Raw genomic sequence first — 17,006 nt, forward strand, 5'->3', positions numbered from 1 at the left:
ACCATGAGTCCAACCGGATTGAATACGGCTGCGGCCCGGACCGCCCGCATGGAGCGTGCCACCAGCGAGTCCTCCGTACTCGTGGAGATCAACCTCGACGGAACCGGAGTTTCGGACATCGATACGTCGGTGCCGTTCTACGACCACATGCTGACCGCCCTGTGCAAGCACTCCCTGATCGACATGACGGTCAAGGCCACCGGCGACACCCACATTGACGTCCACCACACCGTGGAGGACGTTGCCATCACCTTCGGCGAGGTCCTGCGTACTGCCCTGGGCAACAAGGCGGGAATCCGACGTTTCGGTGAGGCCACTGTGCCGCTGGATGAAGCGCTTGCCAATGCGGTGGTGGATGTCTCCGGCCGCCCCTACCTGGTGCATGGCGGCGAGCCGGCGGGCCAGGAGTACCACCTGATCGGCGGCCACTTCACTGGTTCCCTGACCCGCCACGTTTTTGAAGCCATCACGCTGCACGCCGGCATCTGCCTGCACATGACCGTACTGGCCGGCCGGGACCCGCACCACATTGTCGAGGCTCAGTTCAAAGCCTTCGCCCGTGCCCTCCGCGCCGCCGTTGAACCGGATCCCCGCGTTGAGGGCATCCCGTCCACCAAGGGCGCGCTGTGAGCGGGCAGGTCCTGAAGGACGGGGCCATCCTGGACCCATCAGCCTCGAAAAAGCTGCCGTCCCCCGAGGGTAAGCCGACCGTTACCGTGCTGGACTACGGTTCCGGGAACGTCCGGTCCGCCGTGCGTGCGCTGGAACGTGCCGGCGCGGAAGTGATCCTTAGCTCCAAGCCGGAGGACGTGCTGAACGCGGACGGACTGGTGGTGCCCGGCGTCGGCGCCTTCGAAACCGTGATGCGCGAACTCAAGGCAGTGGACGGCATCCGGCTGATCGGCAGGCGCGTTGCCGGCGGCCGCCCCGTGCTGGGCATTTGCGTAGGCCTCCAGGTCCTGTTCGAGGCCGGCGTGGAACACGGCACCGAAGCCGAAGGCATCGGTGAATGGCCCGGAAAGGTGGAGGCCCTTCCCGCGGAAGTTGTCCCGCACATGGGTTGGAACACCGTCAAGGTTCCTGAAGGTTCCAAACTCTTTGCCGGCGTCGAAAATGAGCGCTTCTACTTCGTGCACTCGTACGGCGTTCAGGAATGGAATTTCGATGTGATCCAGCCGCGGATGGCTCCGCCGATGGTCACCTGGTCCGAGCACGGCGCTCCATTCATTGCGGCGGTTGAAAACGGCCCGCTCTGCGCCACCCAGTTCCACCCGGAAAAGTCAGGAGACGCCGGCGCGCGCCTGCTGCGCAATTGGGTGGAAGGCCTGCGCAAACCGGCCAACGGCGAGACCGGCCCCGGAGCAGCATCGGCCGATGCCGGCAGCGGCGCCTAGATGTGGTCCGTACTGCTGACGGGCCTCGCCGGCCTTCTGATTGGCGGCGGCATCGCGTTCAGGCAGCAGCGCAAGCCCGTCTGGACGCAGGTTGCCTTCTACGTCCTGGCCGCCATGTCGCTGCTTGCCGCCTATTTGCTCACGCTGCCGGCCAGCTGACCACCCACCGGTGGTCCGACCGCCATTGGCAGGCCGTCCGGTACACCCGCAACGGCAGCCCCAACCCCGCCCAGATCCCAGCCAAATGCCCTGGGCCCGAGAACCAACACCGAGGATGAGTATGACCAGCGCACATGACCTGCCGGTACTTGAACTGCTGCCCGCCGTCGACGTCGTTAACGGCCAGGCCGTTCGGCTGGTCCAGGGCGAGGCCGGCAGCGAAACCAGCTACGGCACCCCCCTCGAAGCGGCGCTCAACTGGCAGCAGCAGGGCGCCGAGTGGGTCCACTTGGTGGACCTCGACGCCGCTTTTGGGCGCGGATCCAACGCGGAACTGCTCCGTGAGGTGGTGGGCCGGCTGGACATTAAGGTGGAACTCTCCGGCGGGCTCCGCGACGACGAGACCCTCGAAGCAGCTCTTGACCTGGGCGTTGCCCGCGTCAACCTGGGCACCGCAGCACTGGAGAACCCCGAGTGGACCGCCCGGGCCATCGACCGCTTCGGCGACAAGATCGCCGTCGGACTCGACGTCCGTGGCACCACCCTTGCAGGCCGCGGATGGACCAAGGAGGGCGGAGACCTGTGGGACGTCCTGGGCCGCCTGGAAGAGGCCGGCTGCGCCCGCTACGTGGTGACCGACGTGACCAAGGACGGCACGCTGCAGGGACCGAATGTGGAACTCCTGCGGCAGATGGTGGAGAAGACGGGCAAGCCGGTGGTGGCCTCCGGCGGAATCTCCAGCCTGGACGACCTCAAGGTCCTCCGCTCGCTGGTCCCCTTGGGGGTGGAAGGCGCCATTGTGGGCAAGGCCCTGTACTCCGGAGCCTTCACGCTCCCTGAAGCCCTCGACGTCGCAGGCCGGCGCTAGGGCCGGGCGCATTACTTCCATGTCCAACGTCGAGGAACCGCAACCCCCCGCAGCCCGCCGGCTGCCCGGACATATCGCAGCAGCGCTGGCCGGTGCCGGTGGTGCCACGGATTCCGCGGGCCAGCCGTGGGCCGGGCGGAGCCTCACCGGCGACGATGCCAAGATCCATAACTTCGAGGACGACGACGGAACGGCCGACGCCGGTTACCTCGCCGCCGTTGCCGCGCTCCGCGAGGGCCGGGGCGGTGAAGAAGCGGTGGTTGCCTCGCTGGCAACTGCGCGGGTCTTCATTCCGATCGTGGCGCAGCTGGCCGAAGAGGAAGAAACTGCCCACGGGCTTCACGCGGACAAGCAGGCGGACATGGCACTGGTGACGCTGAAGGCAGCCGACGGGAGGACCGCACTGCCGGCGTTCACCTCGGCCGCCGCGCTGTCTGCATGGCATCCCGAGGCGAGGCCGGTGGCCGTCTACGCCGCCAGGGCGGCCCTCTCGGCAGTGGCCGAAGGAGCCGAACTCCTGGTCCTGGACCCGGGCGCCGACGTGACGTTCGTAGTCCGCAGGCCAGGCGTCTGGGCACTCGCCAAGCAGCACGACTGGATCCCCTCCTACGAGGACCCCGAACTGGCCGCCGAAATGGGCCGCGCGGCCTCAGGCTTCGCCGCCATCCGCCGGCTCGAACTCCTGCCCGGCAGGGGAGTGGCCGCCAGGGCCGCCGATGGAGCAGTAGTCCCCGGTGGCGGTGCCGGCCCGGAACTGCAGGTGGTGCTGTACCTTGAGGACGGCCTGGACGCCGCCGGTGTGCAGCAACTGGTAGCGGGCCTGCAGGCGGAGTGGTCCCGGAATGTATTGTTTGGGGAGCGCGTCGATTCCCTTGAGATTAAACTGAGGCGCGCTCCCGACTAGCCGCCAGCCGGATGGGTGATCCCTGCCAGGCTGCGGCGCATCCTGAAGGACGCTTTCGTGAATTTCGCTCTCTACCGGGAGTTGCTCGCCATCCGGCCTATCCGCCGGCTGCTGCTGGTGGGCATGGTTGCCCGGATCCCGCACTCGGCCGCCGGCGTTCTGCTCACGCTGCACATCGTCCTCACCCTGGGCCAGGGCTATGCCGCGGCCGGTGCCGCCGCAGCCGTCATGACCATCGGCATCGCGCTTGGTGCCCCGTGGCGCGGGCGGCGGGTGGACACGGCGGGCCTTCGGAGGGCGCTCATCCCGTCGGTGATCTCGGAGACGGTGATCTGGTCGATTGTGCCGCACGTGTCCTACCAGTGGCTCCTGCCGTTGGTCTTCGTCGGCGGCCTGCTGACGCTGCCCATCTTCAGCGTTGTGCGGCAATCCCTTGGCGTCCTCGCGGAGGGCGAGCAGCGCCGCACGGCGTTCGCCCTCGATGCCATCACCACGGAAGTGGTGTTCATGATCGGGCCGGCCGCCGGCGCGGTCGTGGCCACGAGCGGCTTCACTACTGCCGGCCTCACCGTGGTGGGAGTTTCAACGTCGCTTGCCGGACTGTTCCTCATGTGGTTCAACCCGCCCACGCGCAGCCAGGGCCTGACAGTCGAAGGCGCCGAGGATGAGCAGCATGCCGCCGAAGTTGCCGTCGTTTCCACCGCTCCGGCCCATGTGCAGGAAGCCGCCGCGGAACTGGCCCCCGCAGGGGCAGCCACCAGCGCCGCCCAGGGCCTGAGGGGGAAGCTGGCTGGCGGCTTTTCGTGGTTCACCGCCACGGTAGCTGCACTCTTCGCCGTGGCCGCCGGCGCCGGAATGGTCCTCAGCGGCACCGACGTCGGCATTGTCGCCGCACTGGAAATCGGCGGACACCAAAGTGAGATCGGCATCGTCTTCGTCTTCTGGTGCGCCGCTTCCGTCGTCGGCGGTTTAATCTACGGGGCCATGCACCGGCCTGTCCCGCCCATCTGCCTGCTGCTGGGCATGGCCGCATTCACCCTGCCGATGGCCTTCGCCCACGACACCTGGACGCTGGCCTTCATCTCCGTGCTGCCGGGCCTGCTGTGCGCTCCGGTGCTGTCGGCGGCCTCCGAGAAGGTGGCGGATCTCGTGTCCGAGGAGCGGCGTGGCGAGGCCATGGGCTGGTACGGCTCAGCCCTGACGGCCGGCGTTGCCCTGGGCTCCCCGCTGGCAGGGGTCTTCATCGACGTCATGGGGCCTTCCGGAGGCTTCCTGTCCGTCGGCATTGCAGGCGTTGTCCTCTGCCTGGTCGGCCTGGCGCTCCAGCAGCGGCGCCGCAGGGCTGCCGCCTGACCGGTTGCGCGTCATCGATTGCTCCCCACCCGCGCCCTCACCTCGCAGGCTCGGCCAGGGAACCCTGCGGGCGTGGGCCCACCTATTTGTCCTTTTGGCCCCGCTAAACGGCAGATACGGAGCAATGGACGGTGTTAAAGCGCGACGGCGGGACGACCTTCCAAAGGCCGTCCCGCCGTCGGGCGTTGCTCGGAGGAGTTCTTCCTTAGTTCACTGCCCCGGTGTACTTTTCGCCCGGGCCCTTGCCCGGTGCATCCGGAATCAGCGACTCTTCGCGGAAGGCCAGCTGCAGGGACCGCAGGCCGTCGCGCAAGGGTCCGGCGTGCTGGGAGCCGATCTCCGGGGCGGCGGCGGTGACCAGGCCGGCCAATGCCGTGATCAGTTTCCGGGCCTCGTCCAGGTCCTTGAGTTCGGCTGCGTTGTCTTCCGCGGCCAGGCCAAGCTTTACCGCGGCCGCGCTCATGAGGTGAACCGCGGCCGTGGTGATGACCTCGATGGCGGGAACCTCCGAGATGTCCCGGATCTGCTGTGAAACGTCTGCGCCTGCGTCGCCGGGCTCGAAGACGTACGAATTACTGTCTGAGGTGCTCATACTGGTAAGCTTGACACAGACCGACTGGATGTCGTTATTTCAGGGATTGTTCCAACAATCAGGTTCCCAACAGCGCTTTCCGGCGTTGGCGGGAATTTTTTCTGTAGAATGGCATGCAGTTTGCAAGCGGAGTTCTCTCCCACCCGCGTCAGCCGCTGTCCCAGGCGTTCCATCGGAATGTACAGGGGCGCAAGGTTGCCGGGTACCTGGTTGGGCATGGGCCGGCATTTGCCGGGACTGTGCATGTGCGGCTCCGTTAAGGGGTTGCTGAGCCAACCTCTTCGAGGCCTTCGATTGCTCCGGCAATTGGGGGCCTTCTCTATTTGCCGGAAACAACAACAAACACAGGAGCTTTAACATTAGCGAGCCAAGAATCAATGAGCGTATCCGCGTCCCCGAGGTGCGGCTGGTCGGACCTGCAGGTGAACAGGTAGGAATCGTCCGTATTGAGGATGCCCTGCGCCTGGCTGCCGAATCCGACCTTGATCTCGTTGAAGTTGCACCTCAGGCGAAGCCTCCGGTGTGCAAGCTGATGGACTTCGGCAAGTACAAGTACGAGGCCGCGGTCAAGGCACGTGAGGCCCGGAAGAACCAGACGAACACCGTTCTGAAGGAAATCCGCTTCCGCCTGAAGATCGACACCCACGACTACGAGACCAAGCGCGGCCACGCCCTTCGCTTCCTCGGTGCCGGGGACAAGGTCAAGGCCATGATCCAGTTCCGTGGCCGTGAGCAGCAGCGTCCGGAGATGGGCATCCGCCTGCTCCAGCGCTTCGCGGACGACGTCGCCGAAGTTGGCGTGGTGGAGTCCAGCCCGCGCATCGACGGACGCAACATGGTCATGGTGGTTGGCCCGCTGAAGAACAAGGCCGAGGCCAAGGCTGAGGCACGTCGTGCCACGCAGCGCGCCGAGGCCAAGGCGCAGAACGAAGCCAAGGCTTCCGGGCGCGTTGACACCTCCGGCCAGGACCAGGCCCCCATGACGCAGTCACTGGCGGACCTCCTGCCGGAAGGCTTCACCGTGTCCACCGAGCCCCAGGCTGCCGCTCCGGAGCAGGAAGCTCCGAAGGCGGACGCTCCGAAGCAGGAAGCTCCGAAGGCTGCGGCGCCCAAGCAGGAAGTGCCGAAGCAGGAAGCCCCCAAGGCTGCCGCTCCGAAGCAGGAAGCTCCGAAGGCGGCTGCGCCGAAGGCCGCTCCGGCGCCCAAACCTGCTGCTGCGGCCAAGCCGGAAGCTGCTGCCCCGGCCGCACCGAAGCCGGCTGCCGTGCCTGCCCCGCCGAAGCCGGTGGCCAGGCCTGCCGCGCCCAAGCCTGCTGCACGCCCTGCCCCCAAGGCAGTGCCGAAGCCGGCCGGCAAGAAGACCAACTAGTTCACAGCTGCCGGGGGTCCGCCCTCCGGCAGTCAGCAACCAGCATGCTGCCCGCAGGGGCGGCTGCGCGATAGAACTGCGGCCCCCGGGCCAGCAGAAACGTAAGGAGATCGGTTCCCATGCCGAAGATGAAGACCCACAGTGGTGCTAAGAAGCGCTTCAAGCTGACCGGCAGCGGCAAGCTGCGCCGCCAGCAGGCCAACCGCCGCCACTACCTGGAGCACAAGTCCACCCGCCTGACCCGTCGCCTCGCCGGCGACAAGATCGTCTTCAAGGGCGACGCCAAGGTCATCCGGAAGATGCTCGGCATCTAGTTCCCAAGTTTTACTGACGGGCCGCCCCCTGGTGGCCGGTCACCTGCCAAACAGCCTTCTCAGGCCGCCGCCGGATTACCGGCAACAGATGCTTGGGATCAGATTTTCGAAGGAGTACGCACGTGGCACGTGTGAAGAGGGCGGTTAACGCCCACAAGAAGCGCCGGGTTGTCCTTGAACGGGCAAAGGGTTACCGCGGACAGCGTTCGCGCCTGTACCGCAAGGCCAAAGAGCAGCTGCTGCACTCGTTTGTGTACAGCTACGGCGACCGCAAGAAGAAGAAGGGCGACTTCCGCCGCCTGTGGATCCAGCGCATCAACGCTGCTTCCCGCGCCAACGGCCTGACCTACAACCGCCTCATCCAGGGCCTGAAGGCCGCCGAGGTTGAGGTTGACCGCCGTATGCTGGCCGAGCTTGCCGTCTCCGACGCCAACGCCTTCGCCGCTCTGGTCCAGGTTGCCAAGGACTCCCTGCCGGCAGACACCTCCGCCAAGAAGGTTGCCGCAGCCTAGTCTATGCTGCCGCCCCTCGCCTGAGGGGCCCATTCAGGAACAGGTGGCAGCAGCTACTACAGTTCTTGTATGAACGAAACCGGGCGCCCGCAAGATCTTCCACTGTCCAACCCCCGAGCCGATCGGGTCAGGGACGTGGCGAAACTTGCAGGGCGCCCGGCCCGTTTAAAGCGCGGCCAGTTCCTTGCCGAAGGTCCGCAGGCCGTCCGGGAGGCCCTCAAGCTCCACCAGCAGCGCCTTGCGGCTGGCGCTCCCGGAGTGGTCACGGAAGTCTTTGCCAGCGAAAGCTGCCTTGACCGTTTTCCCGAGTTCGAAGAGCTCGCACAGGGCACCAACGCACGGGTGGCCACCGAAGACGTCCTGGCCGCCATGGCCGACACTGTGAATCCGCAGGGGATCGTCGCCGTCTGCCGCTTTGTGGACGTTTCCCTGGCGGAAGTGCTGGACGCCGGCCCCCGCCTGATTGCCGTCCTGTGCCAGGTCAGGGACCCTGGCAACGCGGGAACCGTACTGCGTGCGGCAGACTCCGCCGGCGCCGACGCGGTGGTCTTCACGGCGTCCAGCGTGGACATTTATAACCCCAAAGCGGTCCGGTCCACCGCCGGGTCGTTGTTCCACCTTCCGGTCGTCCTGGCCGCGGACCCTGCGGAGCTGGCCGCGGAGTGCAAGGCGCGCGGCATCGGCATCCTCGCGGCGGACGGTTACGGACAGCTGGACCTGGATGTGCTGCAGGATGAAAGCGCCCGGCGCAGGCTGACCGGTGCCGGTCCTGAATCCGTCTACGACCTCGCCGGGCCTACCGCCTGGCTCTTCGGAAACGAAGCCCAGGGGCTTTCGCCGGAGGAACTGGAGCTTGCTGACCATCGGGTGGCTGTTCCTGTTTATGGCGCTGCCGAAAGCCTCAACCTTGGGACCGCAGCCACCGTATGCCTGTACGCCAGCGCCCGGTCCCAGCGCAGGGTTGAGGCTGCGGCGGGCACCGGAGGCGTCGGATAGGACGCCCGGGGGCAGGACCAAGGCACAAGCACGGGACGACGGCGGCCGGCCCCGCACACAAAGAAAGGCCCCGGAATTCCGGGGCCCGTGGGTAATTGGTTGACAGAGCGATCAGGGTGCGCGGCTGGCTTTTCCGCGTCCGGTGACTGCTCCGTAGATGCCGGCGACAATCAGGCCGCCGACGATAGCGAGAATCCAGGTGCCGAGGTCGAAGAAGGCAAGATCGCCCTTGTTGAACAGGAGGCTGCCAATCCAGCCGCCAACAATGGCTCCGACGACACCCAGGATGAGGCTGGTCACCCAGCCGCCGCCAACCCGTCCGGGCATTACGGCTTTAACGATGGCCCCAACAATCAGGCCCAAAATAATCCAAGCAAGAAAACCCATGTCTCCTCCTTATTGTGACCGGGATTAATAGTCCCGATGAGGCTCAAGCTAACATAAGCACCCCCTAAAGTCAGTAGCCCCGGTGGCGGCGTTGCAGCATCGTTAGGCCTTCGTCCAGGGAAGCTTTTCGCCGTCGAACGTCCGCGGGAACCCAGGCAGGGACCGCCCTGGCAGGCTCAGGCAGCCAACGGCCGCTTGCGTTCCATCAGGCCGCTGAAGAGGGCCACACCGAAACCGAGGAGTGCCAGGACGGCGCCAACGAGTGCCGGGGCGGTGAAACCCCAGCCGAGGGCAATGACAAGGCCGCCGAGAAACGCTCCCAAGGCATTGGCCACGTTCAGGGCGGCATGGTTCAGCGACGATGCCAGCGACGGAGCGTCCGGCGAGGCGTCCAGCAGCCGGGTCTGCAGGGCGGGAATCAGCATGGAGCCGGAGGCACCCACCACGAACACCATGACCATGGCGCTCCACGGCCAGTTCGCGGCCACAGCGTAAACCACGAGGGCCACGGCAACGGCCGGGAGGACCCGGTACAGGGTGCCCATGACGGACTTGTCAGCCAGCCGGCCGCCGACAATGTTCCCGGCCACCATGCCCAGCCCATACAGCGCCACCACCACGGGGATCAGTGCGGACGGGATTCCGGCCACCGCGGTCATGGTGTGCGCGATGTAGGTGTAGGTGGCGAAGAAGCCGCCGAAACCCACGATGCCCACCATAAGGGCCAGCCACACCTGCAGCCGCTTGAGGGCGCCAAGCTCACGCCGGATGCTCGCGTCGGGGTGGGCGGCCTGGAAGGGGACGAACTTCCACACCATGGCCAACGCCAGCAGTCCGATGGCACCCACCAGGACAAACAGCAGCCGCCAGCCGAAGGTCTGGCCCAGCCACGTGGCAAACGGTACGCCCACCACGTTGGAGACGCTGAGCCCGGCCATGACCATCGAGATGGCCCAGCCGCGCCGGGTGGCAGGGACCAGGGAGGCGGCGATGACGGCAGCAACTCCGAAGAAGGCCCCGTGCGGGAGGCCGGCGGCAAAGCGGGATAGGAGCATCGACCCGTAGTCAGGGGCGATGAAAGAACTTAGGTTGGCCACCGTGAAGAACAGCAGGAGCCCCAGTGCCAGTTTTTTGCGGGGGAGCTTGGCTCCGACGGCGGCCAGCAGGGGAGCGCCAATCACCACTCCCAGCGCGTAGGCGGAGATCAGGTGGCCGGCCTCGGGCGTGCTGATCCCCAGTCCCTGTTCCACTTCCTTCAGCAGGCCCATCATGGTGAATTCGGTGACACCAATGCCCACACCGCCCATGGCCAGCGCAAAGATGGCCATGCCGATATTGGGGGCCTTGGTGCCGGCTGCCGTGGACGGGGAAAGAACGCTGCTCATATGCCTGCTTTTCGAAGGTGGAACATTGATTGGACGGTGCCACGGCAATGGGGCAGGAAGATCCGGACAATGTGGCAAACCCCGGGCGGGCAGGAGCTATTCCTGTGGCGTCGGTGGACTGCCGGATGCTGTTCCGGACATTCCCATTGTGGCCCATAGAATGAGCCGGTGACTGGACTGATACAGGTAGTGGGCGGAGCAGTGGTGGACAACCTGGCCCAGCCGGCGGCAATGCTGGTGGCGCGGAGGAGCGCCCCGGAGCACCTGGCCGGGCTGTGGGAGTTTCCAGGAGGCAAGGTGGAACCCGGCGAGAAACCCGAAACAGCGCTGGTGCGCGAACTCGCCGAGGAACTGGGCATCGATGTCCGCCTGGGTTCGGAGCTGCCCGCGGCGGAACCCCAAGGCTGGCCGCTCAATGATCGTGCCAGCATGCGGGTGTGGTTCGCTGAAGTGACCAGCGGCGAGGCCATGCCGCTTGAAGACCACGACGAACTGCGGTGGATGGACCTGCAAAACCGGGAGGCCGTCCTTGGCCTGCCCTGGATCCCGGCGGATTATCCGATTGTCAGCGCCCTCCTGGACTCTGTGGCGTTGCCGGTACAGGAGCCCCTGGCTCAGGATTGAACTCCTGCGACTGACCCCCAGACCCCAAGAAATTCAGAACAGGGAGTCCTGCACTCCGGGCCGGGATGCCGCAGAACCAGCAGGGGAGCCACCGGGAACGGCGGCGGGGATGCTGCCTGCCGGGTACTGCGCTTCTTCAACGCGCGGATCGTCCAGGTCCGGCTTGTCCAGGTCACGGTGGCTGAAGCCTGACGAATGCGAAAAGCCGTGGCGCGCCTTGAAGTAGCGGACCCTGCCGGCGAGCCACATCCGGTATTCCTTGGACGCGTAGGAGCCGGTGCCGTACAGCCGCCGGTAGCGGCCGGCCAGTTCGGGGTGGTTGGCCGCAATCCACTTCATGAACCATTCCCTTGTGCCGGGCTTCAGGTACAGGGCACCCGCGGTGACGCCGGTTGCGCCCGCTGCCGCCAGCGAGCCGAACAACGCATCGAGTGCTTCGTCGCTGTCGGACAGCCACGGCAGGATGGGCATGGCCATCACGCCGCAGGGCAGTCCCGCTTCGCGGAGCCGGGACACCAGCCGGAGCCGGGCCCTGGGTCCGGGCGTTCCGGGCTCGATCGCCTCGGACAGGGCCTCGTTGGTCATGGCAAGGGAAATGCCGAGCCCTACGGGGACTTGCGTGGCGGCGCTCTTGAGCAGCGGGATGTCCCGCGCCAGCAGGGTTCCCTTGGTGAGGATGGACAGGGGTGTGCCGGACTCTGCCAGGGCATTAATGATTCCCGGCATGAGCCGGTACCGGCCCTCGGCCCGCTGGTAGGGATCGGTGTTGGTGCCCAGTGCCACCTGCTGGCGCGTCCAGGAGGCCTTGTTCAGTTCCTTCCGCAGGACCTCCGCGGCGTTCACCTTCACCACTACCTGGCTGTCGAAGTCCATGCCGGCGTCGAAATCCAGGTACGTGTGCGTCTTGCGGGCAAAGCAGTAGACGCAGGCGTGGCTGCAGCCGCGGTAAGGGTTGATGGTCCATTCGAACGGCATCTTCGACCCCGACGGCACCCTGTTGAGCACCGATTTGGCAGTGACCTCGTGGAACGTGATGCCTGCGAACTCAGGCGTGGTGACGGAGCGGACCAGGCCCGCCAGCGGAAGCAACGCCGGAGCGCCCGCACCCGCGGGGTTGGGTGTGGGCACCAGTGCTTGCGCTTCCCATCTCATTCCTCCATTCGAAAACATGTTCGAATGTAAGTCAAGGCCGCAACACCTCCCGTGACCCCTTACCTGCCGGGAGAGCGTCAGTGCTGCAGCTCCCAAGTGACGGTCACGGCAGCCTCCACCCGGTTTTCCCCGGGCTCCACGGCCAGGGACTCGGTGGCAGAGGCCCGCTGCAGTCCGGCAAGCGGTACGGGCCCCGAAGCCGGCCGCTGGTCCGTTACGGACAACACCCGTCCCAGGCTGCCCGAGGCCAGGGCGGCGTACTGCCCGGCCGTGTGGTGCGCGTCCTCCCATGCGGCGTCCCGGGCCTGTGCCCGGATGGCGGAATCGTCGGACAGGACCAGTTGCAGACTGTTGAGCCGGGCAGCGTCCCCTGCCGCGCGCACGGCTTCCGAAACCGTTCCCGATGCGCTGCCAAGGTCCCGCAACCTCACCAGAAGGCTGCCGGCTGCCACGTAGCCCACGAGTTTCTGCCCTTCCCCGTCCCGCCAAACGAGGTCCGCCCGGACACTCAGCCCTGTCGTCCGGAGATCAGCCGGGGCAACGCCGCGGCCGCGGAGGACGGATCCCACCGCAGCCAGGGCCTCGCCGGCCGCCGAGTACGCTTCCTGCACCGACCCGGCCCGGCACTCCACGCCTACCGAAACCAGCATCAGGTCCGGGGCCGCCTCCGCGGAGCCCGTTCCCGTCACGGTGACCGTGCCGGCGCCAACCTGCACGTGCGGGTCCTGAACCATCACATCCGCCTCCCCGTAAGGGGGTAACCGCCCGCGGCCAGCCCCGCCCGCATTTCAAAAATGTTCGCCGTCCCCGGATTTCCCGTCCGCAGCACCGACCAGCCCGCGGCTGCGAGGTACAACGGGATAAACGGCAGCCCCAGGCACCACGCGTACTGGGTGCAGTGCCGTTCCTCATGCCCCAGGAGTGCCGGGCGGGAGACCAGCTCCGCAGCCGTGCTGCGGCACAGCACCACGTTGCCCAGGGTGTAGGCGTGCGCAAAGGGCAACCGCCAGCGGTAATCTGCGGCAATGACCATGCCGCGGGGACCTCGGCTGATGCGCGTCCGGGCGGCGAGGGCGACGGCGAGCCCGGCCAGGGTGCTTCCGTTAAGGAGGTTGGCTGCCCGCCTGAGCCGCTGGGCCGCCGTCGGGCCCTGAAGGAAACCCGTGCGCTGCCGCAAAGTCATGAGGCCATGGTAACCGGAGGGTTCAACTAGACTGGAGGGCAGTGGCCGCCGGTCCTGCCGGCGAGCCCTGACCTGGTCATTGAATGCCACTGACGTTCAGCATTCATCCATGACCTGCCAGCGACGGACGCGCCGGGCGGGAAACCGCGCGCGGCTGCCCCGCCCGCCGGCAGCCACGACTCGTAGCTAAGAACACTAGATGACTGAAACTTTGCCGGGCGCCGCCATCCCGAACCCCACGGATGAGGCCGCCATCAACGCCGCTGTAGACCAGGCCCTCACCGCCATCGCCGGTGCGGCCACCCTTGACGAGCTGAAGGCGGTGCGCCTTGCCCACAGTGGCGAGAAGTCCCCGCTCAGCCTTGCCAACCGCGAGATCGGCCGGTTGCCCAAGGACCAGAAGGCGCTCGCCGGAAAGCTGATGGGTGCCTCCCGCGGGAAGGTCAACAAGGCGCTCGCCGAGCGTGCCGAAGTGCTGGAGGCAGAAAACGACGCCCGGATCCTGGTGGAGGAAACCGTGGACGTCACGGCCGCTCCGCGCCGCCGCCGTGCCGGTGCCCGCCACCCGCTCTCCACGCTGCAGGACCGCGTGGCGGACATCTTCGTGGGCATGGGCTGGGAAATCGCCGAAGGCCCGGAGGTGGAGTCGGAGTGGTTCAACTTCGACGCCCTGAACTTCAAGCCGGACCATCCTGCCCGCGAAATGCAGGACACCTTCTTCGTGGAACCTCCGGAAGCCCACCTGTTGATGCGCACCCACACCTCACCGGTGCAGGTGCGGTCCATGTTGGAGCGCGAGGTGCCCATCTACGTGCTGTGCCCCGGCAAGGTGTTCCGCACCGACGAGCTGGACGCCACCCACACGCCGGTGTTCCACCAGTTCGAAGGCTTGGCCATTGACAAGAACCTAAGCATGGCCGACCTCCGCGGCACCCTGGAGCACTTCGCCCGGCAGATGTTCGGCGATGAAGCCCAGATCCGGCTGCGCCCCAACTACTTCCCGTTCACCGAGCCCTCCGCCGAGCTGGACATCTTCCACCCCGGCGCCAAGGGCGGGCCGGCCTGGATCGAGTGGGGCGGCTGCGGCATGGTCAACCCCAACGTCCTGCGCGCCGCGGGCATCGACCCGGACGTCTATTCAGGTTTTGCCTTCGGGATGGGCATCGAGCGCACCCTCATGTTCCGCAACGAGGTGGGGGACATGCGCGACATGATCGAAGGCGATGTACGGTTCAGCGAGCACTTCGGGATGGAGATCTAACAGTGCGTATCCCACTTTCATGGCTGCGTGAATTCGCGGCAGTACCGGCCGGAGCAACGGCCGAAGACGTCATGGCAGAGCTGGTCAAGGTCGGCTTCGAGGAGGAAGCGGTCCACCGCCCCACGGACACCCTCCAGGGGCCCATCGTGGTGGGCCAGGTCCTCAGCCTGGTCAAGGAACCGCAGAGCAACGGCAAGACCATCAACTGGTGCCAGGTCCGCGTGGTCCCCGAAGGGCAGGAACAGAAGCTCACCGGCAAGGGCATCGACCCGTCCGGCGTCCAGGGCATCGTTTGCGGCGCGCACAACTTCGTTGAGGGCGACAAGGTGGTGGTCACCCTTCCGGGGGCAGTCCTGCCCGGCGACTTCCACATCTCCGCCCGCAAGACCTACGGGCACCTCTCAGCCGGCATGATCGCTTCCGTCCGCGAACTGGGCATCGGCGAGGACCACGACGGCATCCTGGTGCTGTCCCGCATCGGGCTTGACCCGGAAGTGGGCGCTGACGCCATGGAGCTCCTGGGCCTCTACGACCAGGCCGCGGAAATCAACGTCACCCCGGACCGCGGCTACGCCTTCTCCATCCGTGGCGTGGCCCGTGAGTACGCGCACGCTACGGGTACCGCCTTCACGGACCCGGCAACCAAGGTCCAGGCCCCTGCGGAGCTTTCAGGAGGCTACGGCATCAAGCTCAATGACGATGCCCCCATCTACGGCAAGCCCGGCTGCGACCGCTTCGTAGCACGCACCGTTCGTGGAGTGGATGCAACGAAGCCGACGCCGCAGTGGATGGTGTCCCGGCTCCGGCTGGCCGGCATCCGTTCCATCTCGCTGCCGGTGGACATTTCCAACTACGTCATGCTCGAGCTGGGCCAGCCCACCCACTGCTACGACTTGGACAAGCTGTCCGGGGACATCGTGGTGCGGCGCGCTTCCGCCGGCGAGAAGATCACCACGTTGGACGGCAAGGAACGCACCCTTGACGCCGAGGACCTGCTGATCACCGACGACTCCGGCGCCATCGGGATCGCCGGCGTCATGGGCGGCGCGGCGACTGAAGTGAGCGATTCGACGTCGAACGTCCTGGTGGAGTCGGCGCACTTCGACGAGGTGTCCATCGGGCGCTCGCGGCGCCGGCACAAGCTGCCGTCCGAGGCCTCCAAGCGCTTCGAGCGCGGCGTGGACTGGCAAGTGGCCGGCATCGCGGCCCAGCGCGTGGTGGACCTCCTGGTGGAACTGGCCGGCGGCACGGCGGATGAAGCCGGCACCGACGTTGGCACCGCTCCGGAGACGATCAGCATCGAGCTGCCCGCCGGTTTCGCTGCCGCACGCATCGGCATCGACTTCACCGGGGAACAGATCGTCACCTCCCTTGAGGACTTGGGCGCCGGAGTCGTTAAGAACGACGGCGGCTGGACCGTTACGCCGCCCAGCTGGCGCAGCGACCTGGAGACCCGGGAAGACCTGACCGAGGAGATCGCCCGGCTGGTGGGCTACGACAAGATTCCCGCCACGCTTCCGGTGGCCCCTCCCGGCCGCGGCCTCACCCGTGTCCAGCAGCAGCGCCGGCGCCTCATCCAGGCCCTGGCGGACTTCGGCCTCACCGAGGTCCTGGCGTACCCGTTCGTGTCCAAGGCCGCCAACGACACCTTCGGTGTGGCGGAGCAGGGTGCGGCGCGGAGCGCCGTCAAGCTCGCCAACCCCATCAGCGAGGAGCACGGCTACCTGCGGACGTCCATCCTGCCCGGGCTGATCGAGGTGGCCAAGCGGAACCACTCGCGCGGCTTCCGCGACCTGGCCCTCTTCGAATCCGGCCTGGTGTTCCTGCCCGGCGAAAGCGTGGGCACGGCCTCCATCCCGCCGCTGGGAATCAAGCCCTCCGACGAGGTACTCGATGACCTGTTCGACGGCGTCCCGGACCAGCCGTTCCACCTCGCAGCGGTCCTCACCGGCCATGATTCCCCGGCCGCTGCGTCCCACACCCCCCGGGCGTGGGATTGGGCCGACGCGCTGGATGTTGCCCGCCTTGCCGGCGATGTCCTCGGCGTGGACCTCGTGGTCAGCCAGGGCAGCCACCAGGCGTTCCATCCCGGCCGTACCGCCAGACTTGCGCTGCGGACGGGGGAGACCGTGGGGTACGCAGGCGAACTGCACCCCAAGCTGCTCGCGGCGTCCGACATGCCGGCCCGGACCGTGGCCCTCGAAATCAATGCCGACGCCCTGTTCGAGGCGGCTCCGGACGTGATCGTGGCCCGCCATATCTCCACGTTCCCGGTGGCAACCCAGGATGTGGCCTTGGTGGTTCCGGCGGACGTACCGGCGGACGAGGTTCTCGCCGCACTGCGCGAAGGCGCCGGCGAGCTCCTTGAGGACGTGGCGCTGTTCGACGTCTACTCAGGCAAGGGCATCGAGGAAGGCAAGAAGTCGCTGGCCTTCGGACTCCGTTTCCGGGCCGCTGACCGCACCCTGACGGCTGACGAAGCTTCGATGGCACGCGAAAGTGCAGTGGCCCTGGCTGCTGAACGCTTCGGAGCAGTCCAGCGCTAGAGGGGCC

At 66.8% G+C, this 17,006-nt stretch carries 19 protein-coding genes; 13 read left to right on the forward strand and 6 right to left on the reverse strand.

Annotated features, from left to right (window positions below; translation table 11 throughout):
- Window positions 1–3: 3 nt before the first annotated feature.
- The 6 genes from hisB (at window position 4) to ACIGJD_RS07260 (ending at window position 4,678) form a co-directional block, all read left to right on the forward strand.
- On the forward strand, window positions 4–630 hold the full coding sequence (gene hisB / locus ACIGJD_RS07235) for an imidazoleglycerol-phosphate dehydratase HisB (protein ID WP_236801943.1): 627 nt from the start codon (window positions 4–6) through the stop codon (window positions 628–630).
- Window positions 627–1,394 (forward strand): imidazole glycerol phosphate synthase subunit HisH, encoded by a 768-nt coding sequence (hisH, locus tag ACIGJD_RS07240; protein WP_483688928.1) that lies wholly within the window; start codon window positions 627–629, stop codon window positions 1,392–1,394. Before hisB ends, hisH begins: the two co-directional genes overlap by 4 nt.
- Window positions 1,395–1,553, forward strand: coding sequence for a hypothetical protein (locus tag ACIGJD_RS07245; RefSeq protein ID WP_483688929.1), 159 nt, complete (start codon window positions 1,395–1,397; stop codon window positions 1,551–1,553).
- 121 nt (window positions 1,554–1,674) lie between these two features.
- Window positions 1,675–2,421 carry a bifunctional 1-(5-phosphoribosyl)-5-((5-phosphoribosylamino)methylideneamino)imidazole-4-carboxamide isomerase/phosphoribosylanthranilate isomerase PriA gene (gene priA / locus ACIGJD_RS07250; RefSeq protein WP_483688930.1) on the forward strand — a complete coding sequence of 249 codons (747 nt, stop codon included), beginning with the start codon at window positions 1,675–1,677 and terminating at the stop codon, window positions 2,419–2,421.
- Window positions 2,422–2,440: 19 nt separating this feature from the next.
- The gene (locus tag ACIGJD_RS07255; protein ID WP_483688931.1) at window positions 2,441–3,325 is read left to right on the forward strand and encodes an SseB family protein; all 885 of its coding nucleotides are present in this window, start codon (window positions 2,441–2,443) and stop codon (window positions 3,323–3,325) included.
- Window positions 3,326–3,382: 57 nt separating this feature from the next.
- Window positions 3,383–4,678 carry an MFS transporter gene (locus tag ACIGJD_RS07260; RefSeq protein ID WP_483688932.1) on the forward strand — a complete coding sequence of 432 codons (1,296 nt, stop codon included), beginning with the start codon at window positions 3,383–3,385 and terminating at the stop codon, window positions 4,676–4,678.
- Window positions 4,679–4,883: 205 nt separating this feature from the next.
- On the opposite strand, the gene ACIGJD_RS07265 is transcribed toward ACIGJD_RS07260, so the two are convergent.
- Window positions 4,884–5,270, reverse strand: coding sequence for a DUF1844 domain-containing protein (locus ACIGJD_RS07265; RefSeq protein WP_018771577.1), 387 nt, complete (start codon window positions 5,268–5,270; stop codon window positions 4,884–4,886).
- A 400-nt stretch (window positions 5,271–5,670) separates the two neighbouring features.
- Between ACIGJD_RS07265 and infC the strand changes: the two genes are divergently transcribed.
- The 4 genes from infC (at window position 5,671) to ACIGJD_RS07285 (ending at window position 8,461) form a co-directional block, all read left to right on the forward strand.
- Entirely contained in the window at window positions 5,671–6,639 is a 969-nt protein-coding gene (gene infC / locus ACIGJD_RS07270; RefSeq protein WP_483688933.1) for a translation initiation factor IF-3, read from the forward strand.
- A 119-nt stretch (window positions 6,640–6,758) separates the two neighbouring features.
- Window positions 6,759–6,953, forward strand: a complete 195-nt coding sequence (gene rpmI, locus ACIGJD_RS07275; protein WP_221384100.1) for a 50S ribosomal protein L35 — start codon at window positions 6,759–6,761, stop codon at window positions 6,951–6,953.
- A gap of 122 nt (window positions 6,954–7,075) precedes the next feature.
- A complete protein-coding gene (gene rplT, locus ACIGJD_RS07280; protein ID WP_018763610.1) occupies window positions 7,076–7,465 on the forward strand; it encodes a 50S ribosomal protein L20 in 390 nt (129 codons plus the stop codon).
- A 69-nt stretch (window positions 7,466–7,534) separates the two neighbouring features.
- Window positions 7,535–8,461 (forward strand): TrmH family RNA methyltransferase, encoded by a 927-nt coding sequence (locus tag ACIGJD_RS07285; RefSeq protein WP_483688934.1) that lies wholly within the window; start codon window positions 7,535–7,537, stop codon window positions 8,459–8,461.
- 111 nt (window positions 8,462–8,572) lie between these two features.
- Here ACIGJD_RS07285 and ACIGJD_RS07290 read toward each other — a convergent pair whose 3' ends face one another.
- Together ACIGJD_RS07290 and ACIGJD_RS07295 are read right to left on the reverse strand one after the other, a co-directional pair.
- On the reverse strand, window positions 8,573–8,848 hold the full coding sequence (locus ACIGJD_RS07290) for a GlsB/YeaQ/YmgE family stress response membrane protein (protein ID WP_142134490.1): 276 nt from the start codon (window positions 8,846–8,848) through the stop codon (window positions 8,573–8,575).
- A gap of 176 nt (window positions 8,849–9,024) precedes the next feature.
- On the reverse strand, window positions 9,025–10,233 hold the full coding sequence (locus tag ACIGJD_RS07295) for an MFS transporter (RefSeq protein ID WP_483688935.1): 1,209 nt from the start codon (window positions 10,231–10,233) through the stop codon (window positions 9,025–9,027).
- Between the two features lie 168 nt (window positions 10,234–10,401).
- Here ACIGJD_RS07295 and ACIGJD_RS07300 point away from each other — a divergent pair, with 168 nt between their 5' ends.
- The gene (locus tag ACIGJD_RS07300; RefSeq protein WP_483688936.1) at window positions 10,402–10,857 is read left to right on the forward strand and encodes a (deoxy)nucleoside triphosphate pyrophosphohydrolase; all 456 of its coding nucleotides are present in this window, start codon (window positions 10,402–10,404) and stop codon (window positions 10,855–10,857) included.
- A gap of 33 nt (window positions 10,858–10,890) precedes the next feature.
- On the opposite strand, the gene ACIGJD_RS07305 is transcribed toward ACIGJD_RS07300, so the two are convergent.
- From ACIGJD_RS07305 to ACIGJD_RS07315, 3 genes are all read right to left on the reverse strand, one after another.
- On the reverse strand, window positions 10,891–12,009 hold the full coding sequence (locus ACIGJD_RS07305; protein WP_483688937.1) for an Rv2578c family radical SAM protein: 1,119 nt from the start codon (window positions 12,007–12,009) through the stop codon (window positions 10,891–10,893).
- 77 nt (window positions 12,010–12,086) lie between these two features.
- The gene (locus ACIGJD_RS07310) at window positions 12,087–12,743 is read right to left on the reverse strand and encodes an SIMPL domain-containing protein (protein WP_483688938.1); all 657 of its coding nucleotides are present in this window, start codon (window positions 12,741–12,743) and stop codon (window positions 12,087–12,089) included.
- The gene (locus ACIGJD_RS07315) at window positions 12,743–13,192 is read right to left on the reverse strand and encodes a hypothetical protein (RefSeq protein ID WP_483688939.1); all 450 of its coding nucleotides are present in this window, start codon (window positions 13,190–13,192) and stop codon (window positions 12,743–12,745) included. Before ACIGJD_RS07315 ends, ACIGJD_RS07310 begins: the two co-directional genes overlap by 1 nt.
- Before the next feature lie 199 nt (window positions 13,193–13,391).
- Here ACIGJD_RS07315 and pheS point away from each other — a divergent pair, with 199 nt between their 5' ends.
- Complete coding sequence (pheS, locus tag ACIGJD_RS07320) at window positions 13,392–14,453, forward strand: phenylalanine--tRNA ligase subunit alpha (RefSeq protein ID WP_483688940.1); 1,062 nt, start codon at window positions 13,392–13,394, stop codon at window positions 14,451–14,453.
- A 2-nt stretch (window positions 14,454–14,455) separates the two neighbouring features.
- Complete coding sequence (pheT, locus tag ACIGJD_RS07325) at window positions 14,456–16,999, forward strand: phenylalanine--tRNA ligase subunit beta (protein ID WP_483688941.1); 2,544 nt, start codon at window positions 14,456–14,458, stop codon at window positions 16,997–16,999.
- Window positions 17,000–17,006 lie beyond the last annotated feature (7 nt).

This window comes from Arthrobacter sp. E1SS-5 (genome assembly GCF_057073715.1).

Excerpts from the sequence above, each read along its gene's own strand:
- ACIGJD_RS07255 (WP_483688931.1), top strand. The coding sequence starts at position 2,441 with ATGTCCAACGTCGAGGAACCGCAACCCCCCGCAGCCCGCCGGCTGCCC.
- hisB (WP_236801943.1), top strand. The coding sequence starts at position 4 with ATGAGTCCAACCGGATTGAATACGGCTGCGGCCCGGACCGCCCGCATG.
- pheS (WP_483688940.1), top strand. The coding sequence starts at position 13,392 with ATGACTGAAACTTTGCCGGGCGCCGCCATCCCGAACCCCACGGATGAG.
- rpmI (WP_221384100.1), top strand. The coding sequence starts at position 6,759 with ATGCCGAAGATGAAGACCCACAGTGGTGCTAAGAAGCGCTTCAAGCTG.
- ACIGJD_RS07305 (WP_483688937.1), bottom strand. The coding sequence starts at position 12,009 with ATGAGATGGGAAGCGCAAGCACTGGTGCCCACACCCAACCCCGCGGGT.
- ACIGJD_RS07285 (WP_483688934.1), top strand. The coding sequence starts at position 7,535 with ATGAACGAAACCGGGCGCCCGCAAGATCTTCCACTGTCCAACCCCCGA.
- priA (WP_483688930.1), top strand. The coding sequence starts at position 1,675 with ATGACCAGCGCACATGACCTGCCGGTACTTGAACTGCTGCCCGCCGTC.
- ACIGJD_RS07315 (WP_483688939.1), bottom strand. The coding sequence starts at position 13,192 with ATGACTTTGCGGCAGCGCACGGGTTTCCTTCAGGGCCCGACGGCGGCC.
- ACIGJD_RS07245 (WP_483688929.1), top strand. The coding sequence starts at position 1,395 with ATGTGGTCCGTACTGCTGACGGGCCTCGCCGGCCTTCTGATTGGCGGC.
- ACIGJD_RS07310 (WP_483688938.1), bottom strand. The coding sequence starts at position 12,743 with ATGGTTCAGGACCCGCACGTGCAGGTTGGCGCCGGCACGGTCACCGTG.
- ACIGJD_RS07290 (WP_142134490.1), bottom strand. The coding sequence starts at position 8,848 with ATGGGTTTTCTTGCTTGGATTATTTTGGGCCTGATTGTTGGGGCCATC.
- ACIGJD_RS07265 (WP_018771577.1), bottom strand. The coding sequence starts at position 5,270 with ATGAGCACCTCAGACAGTAATTCGTACGTCTTCGAGCCCGGCGACGCA.
- ACIGJD_RS07295 (WP_483688935.1), bottom strand. The coding sequence starts at position 10,233 with ATGAGCAGCGTTCTTTCCCCGTCCACGGCAGCCGGCACCAAGGCCCCC.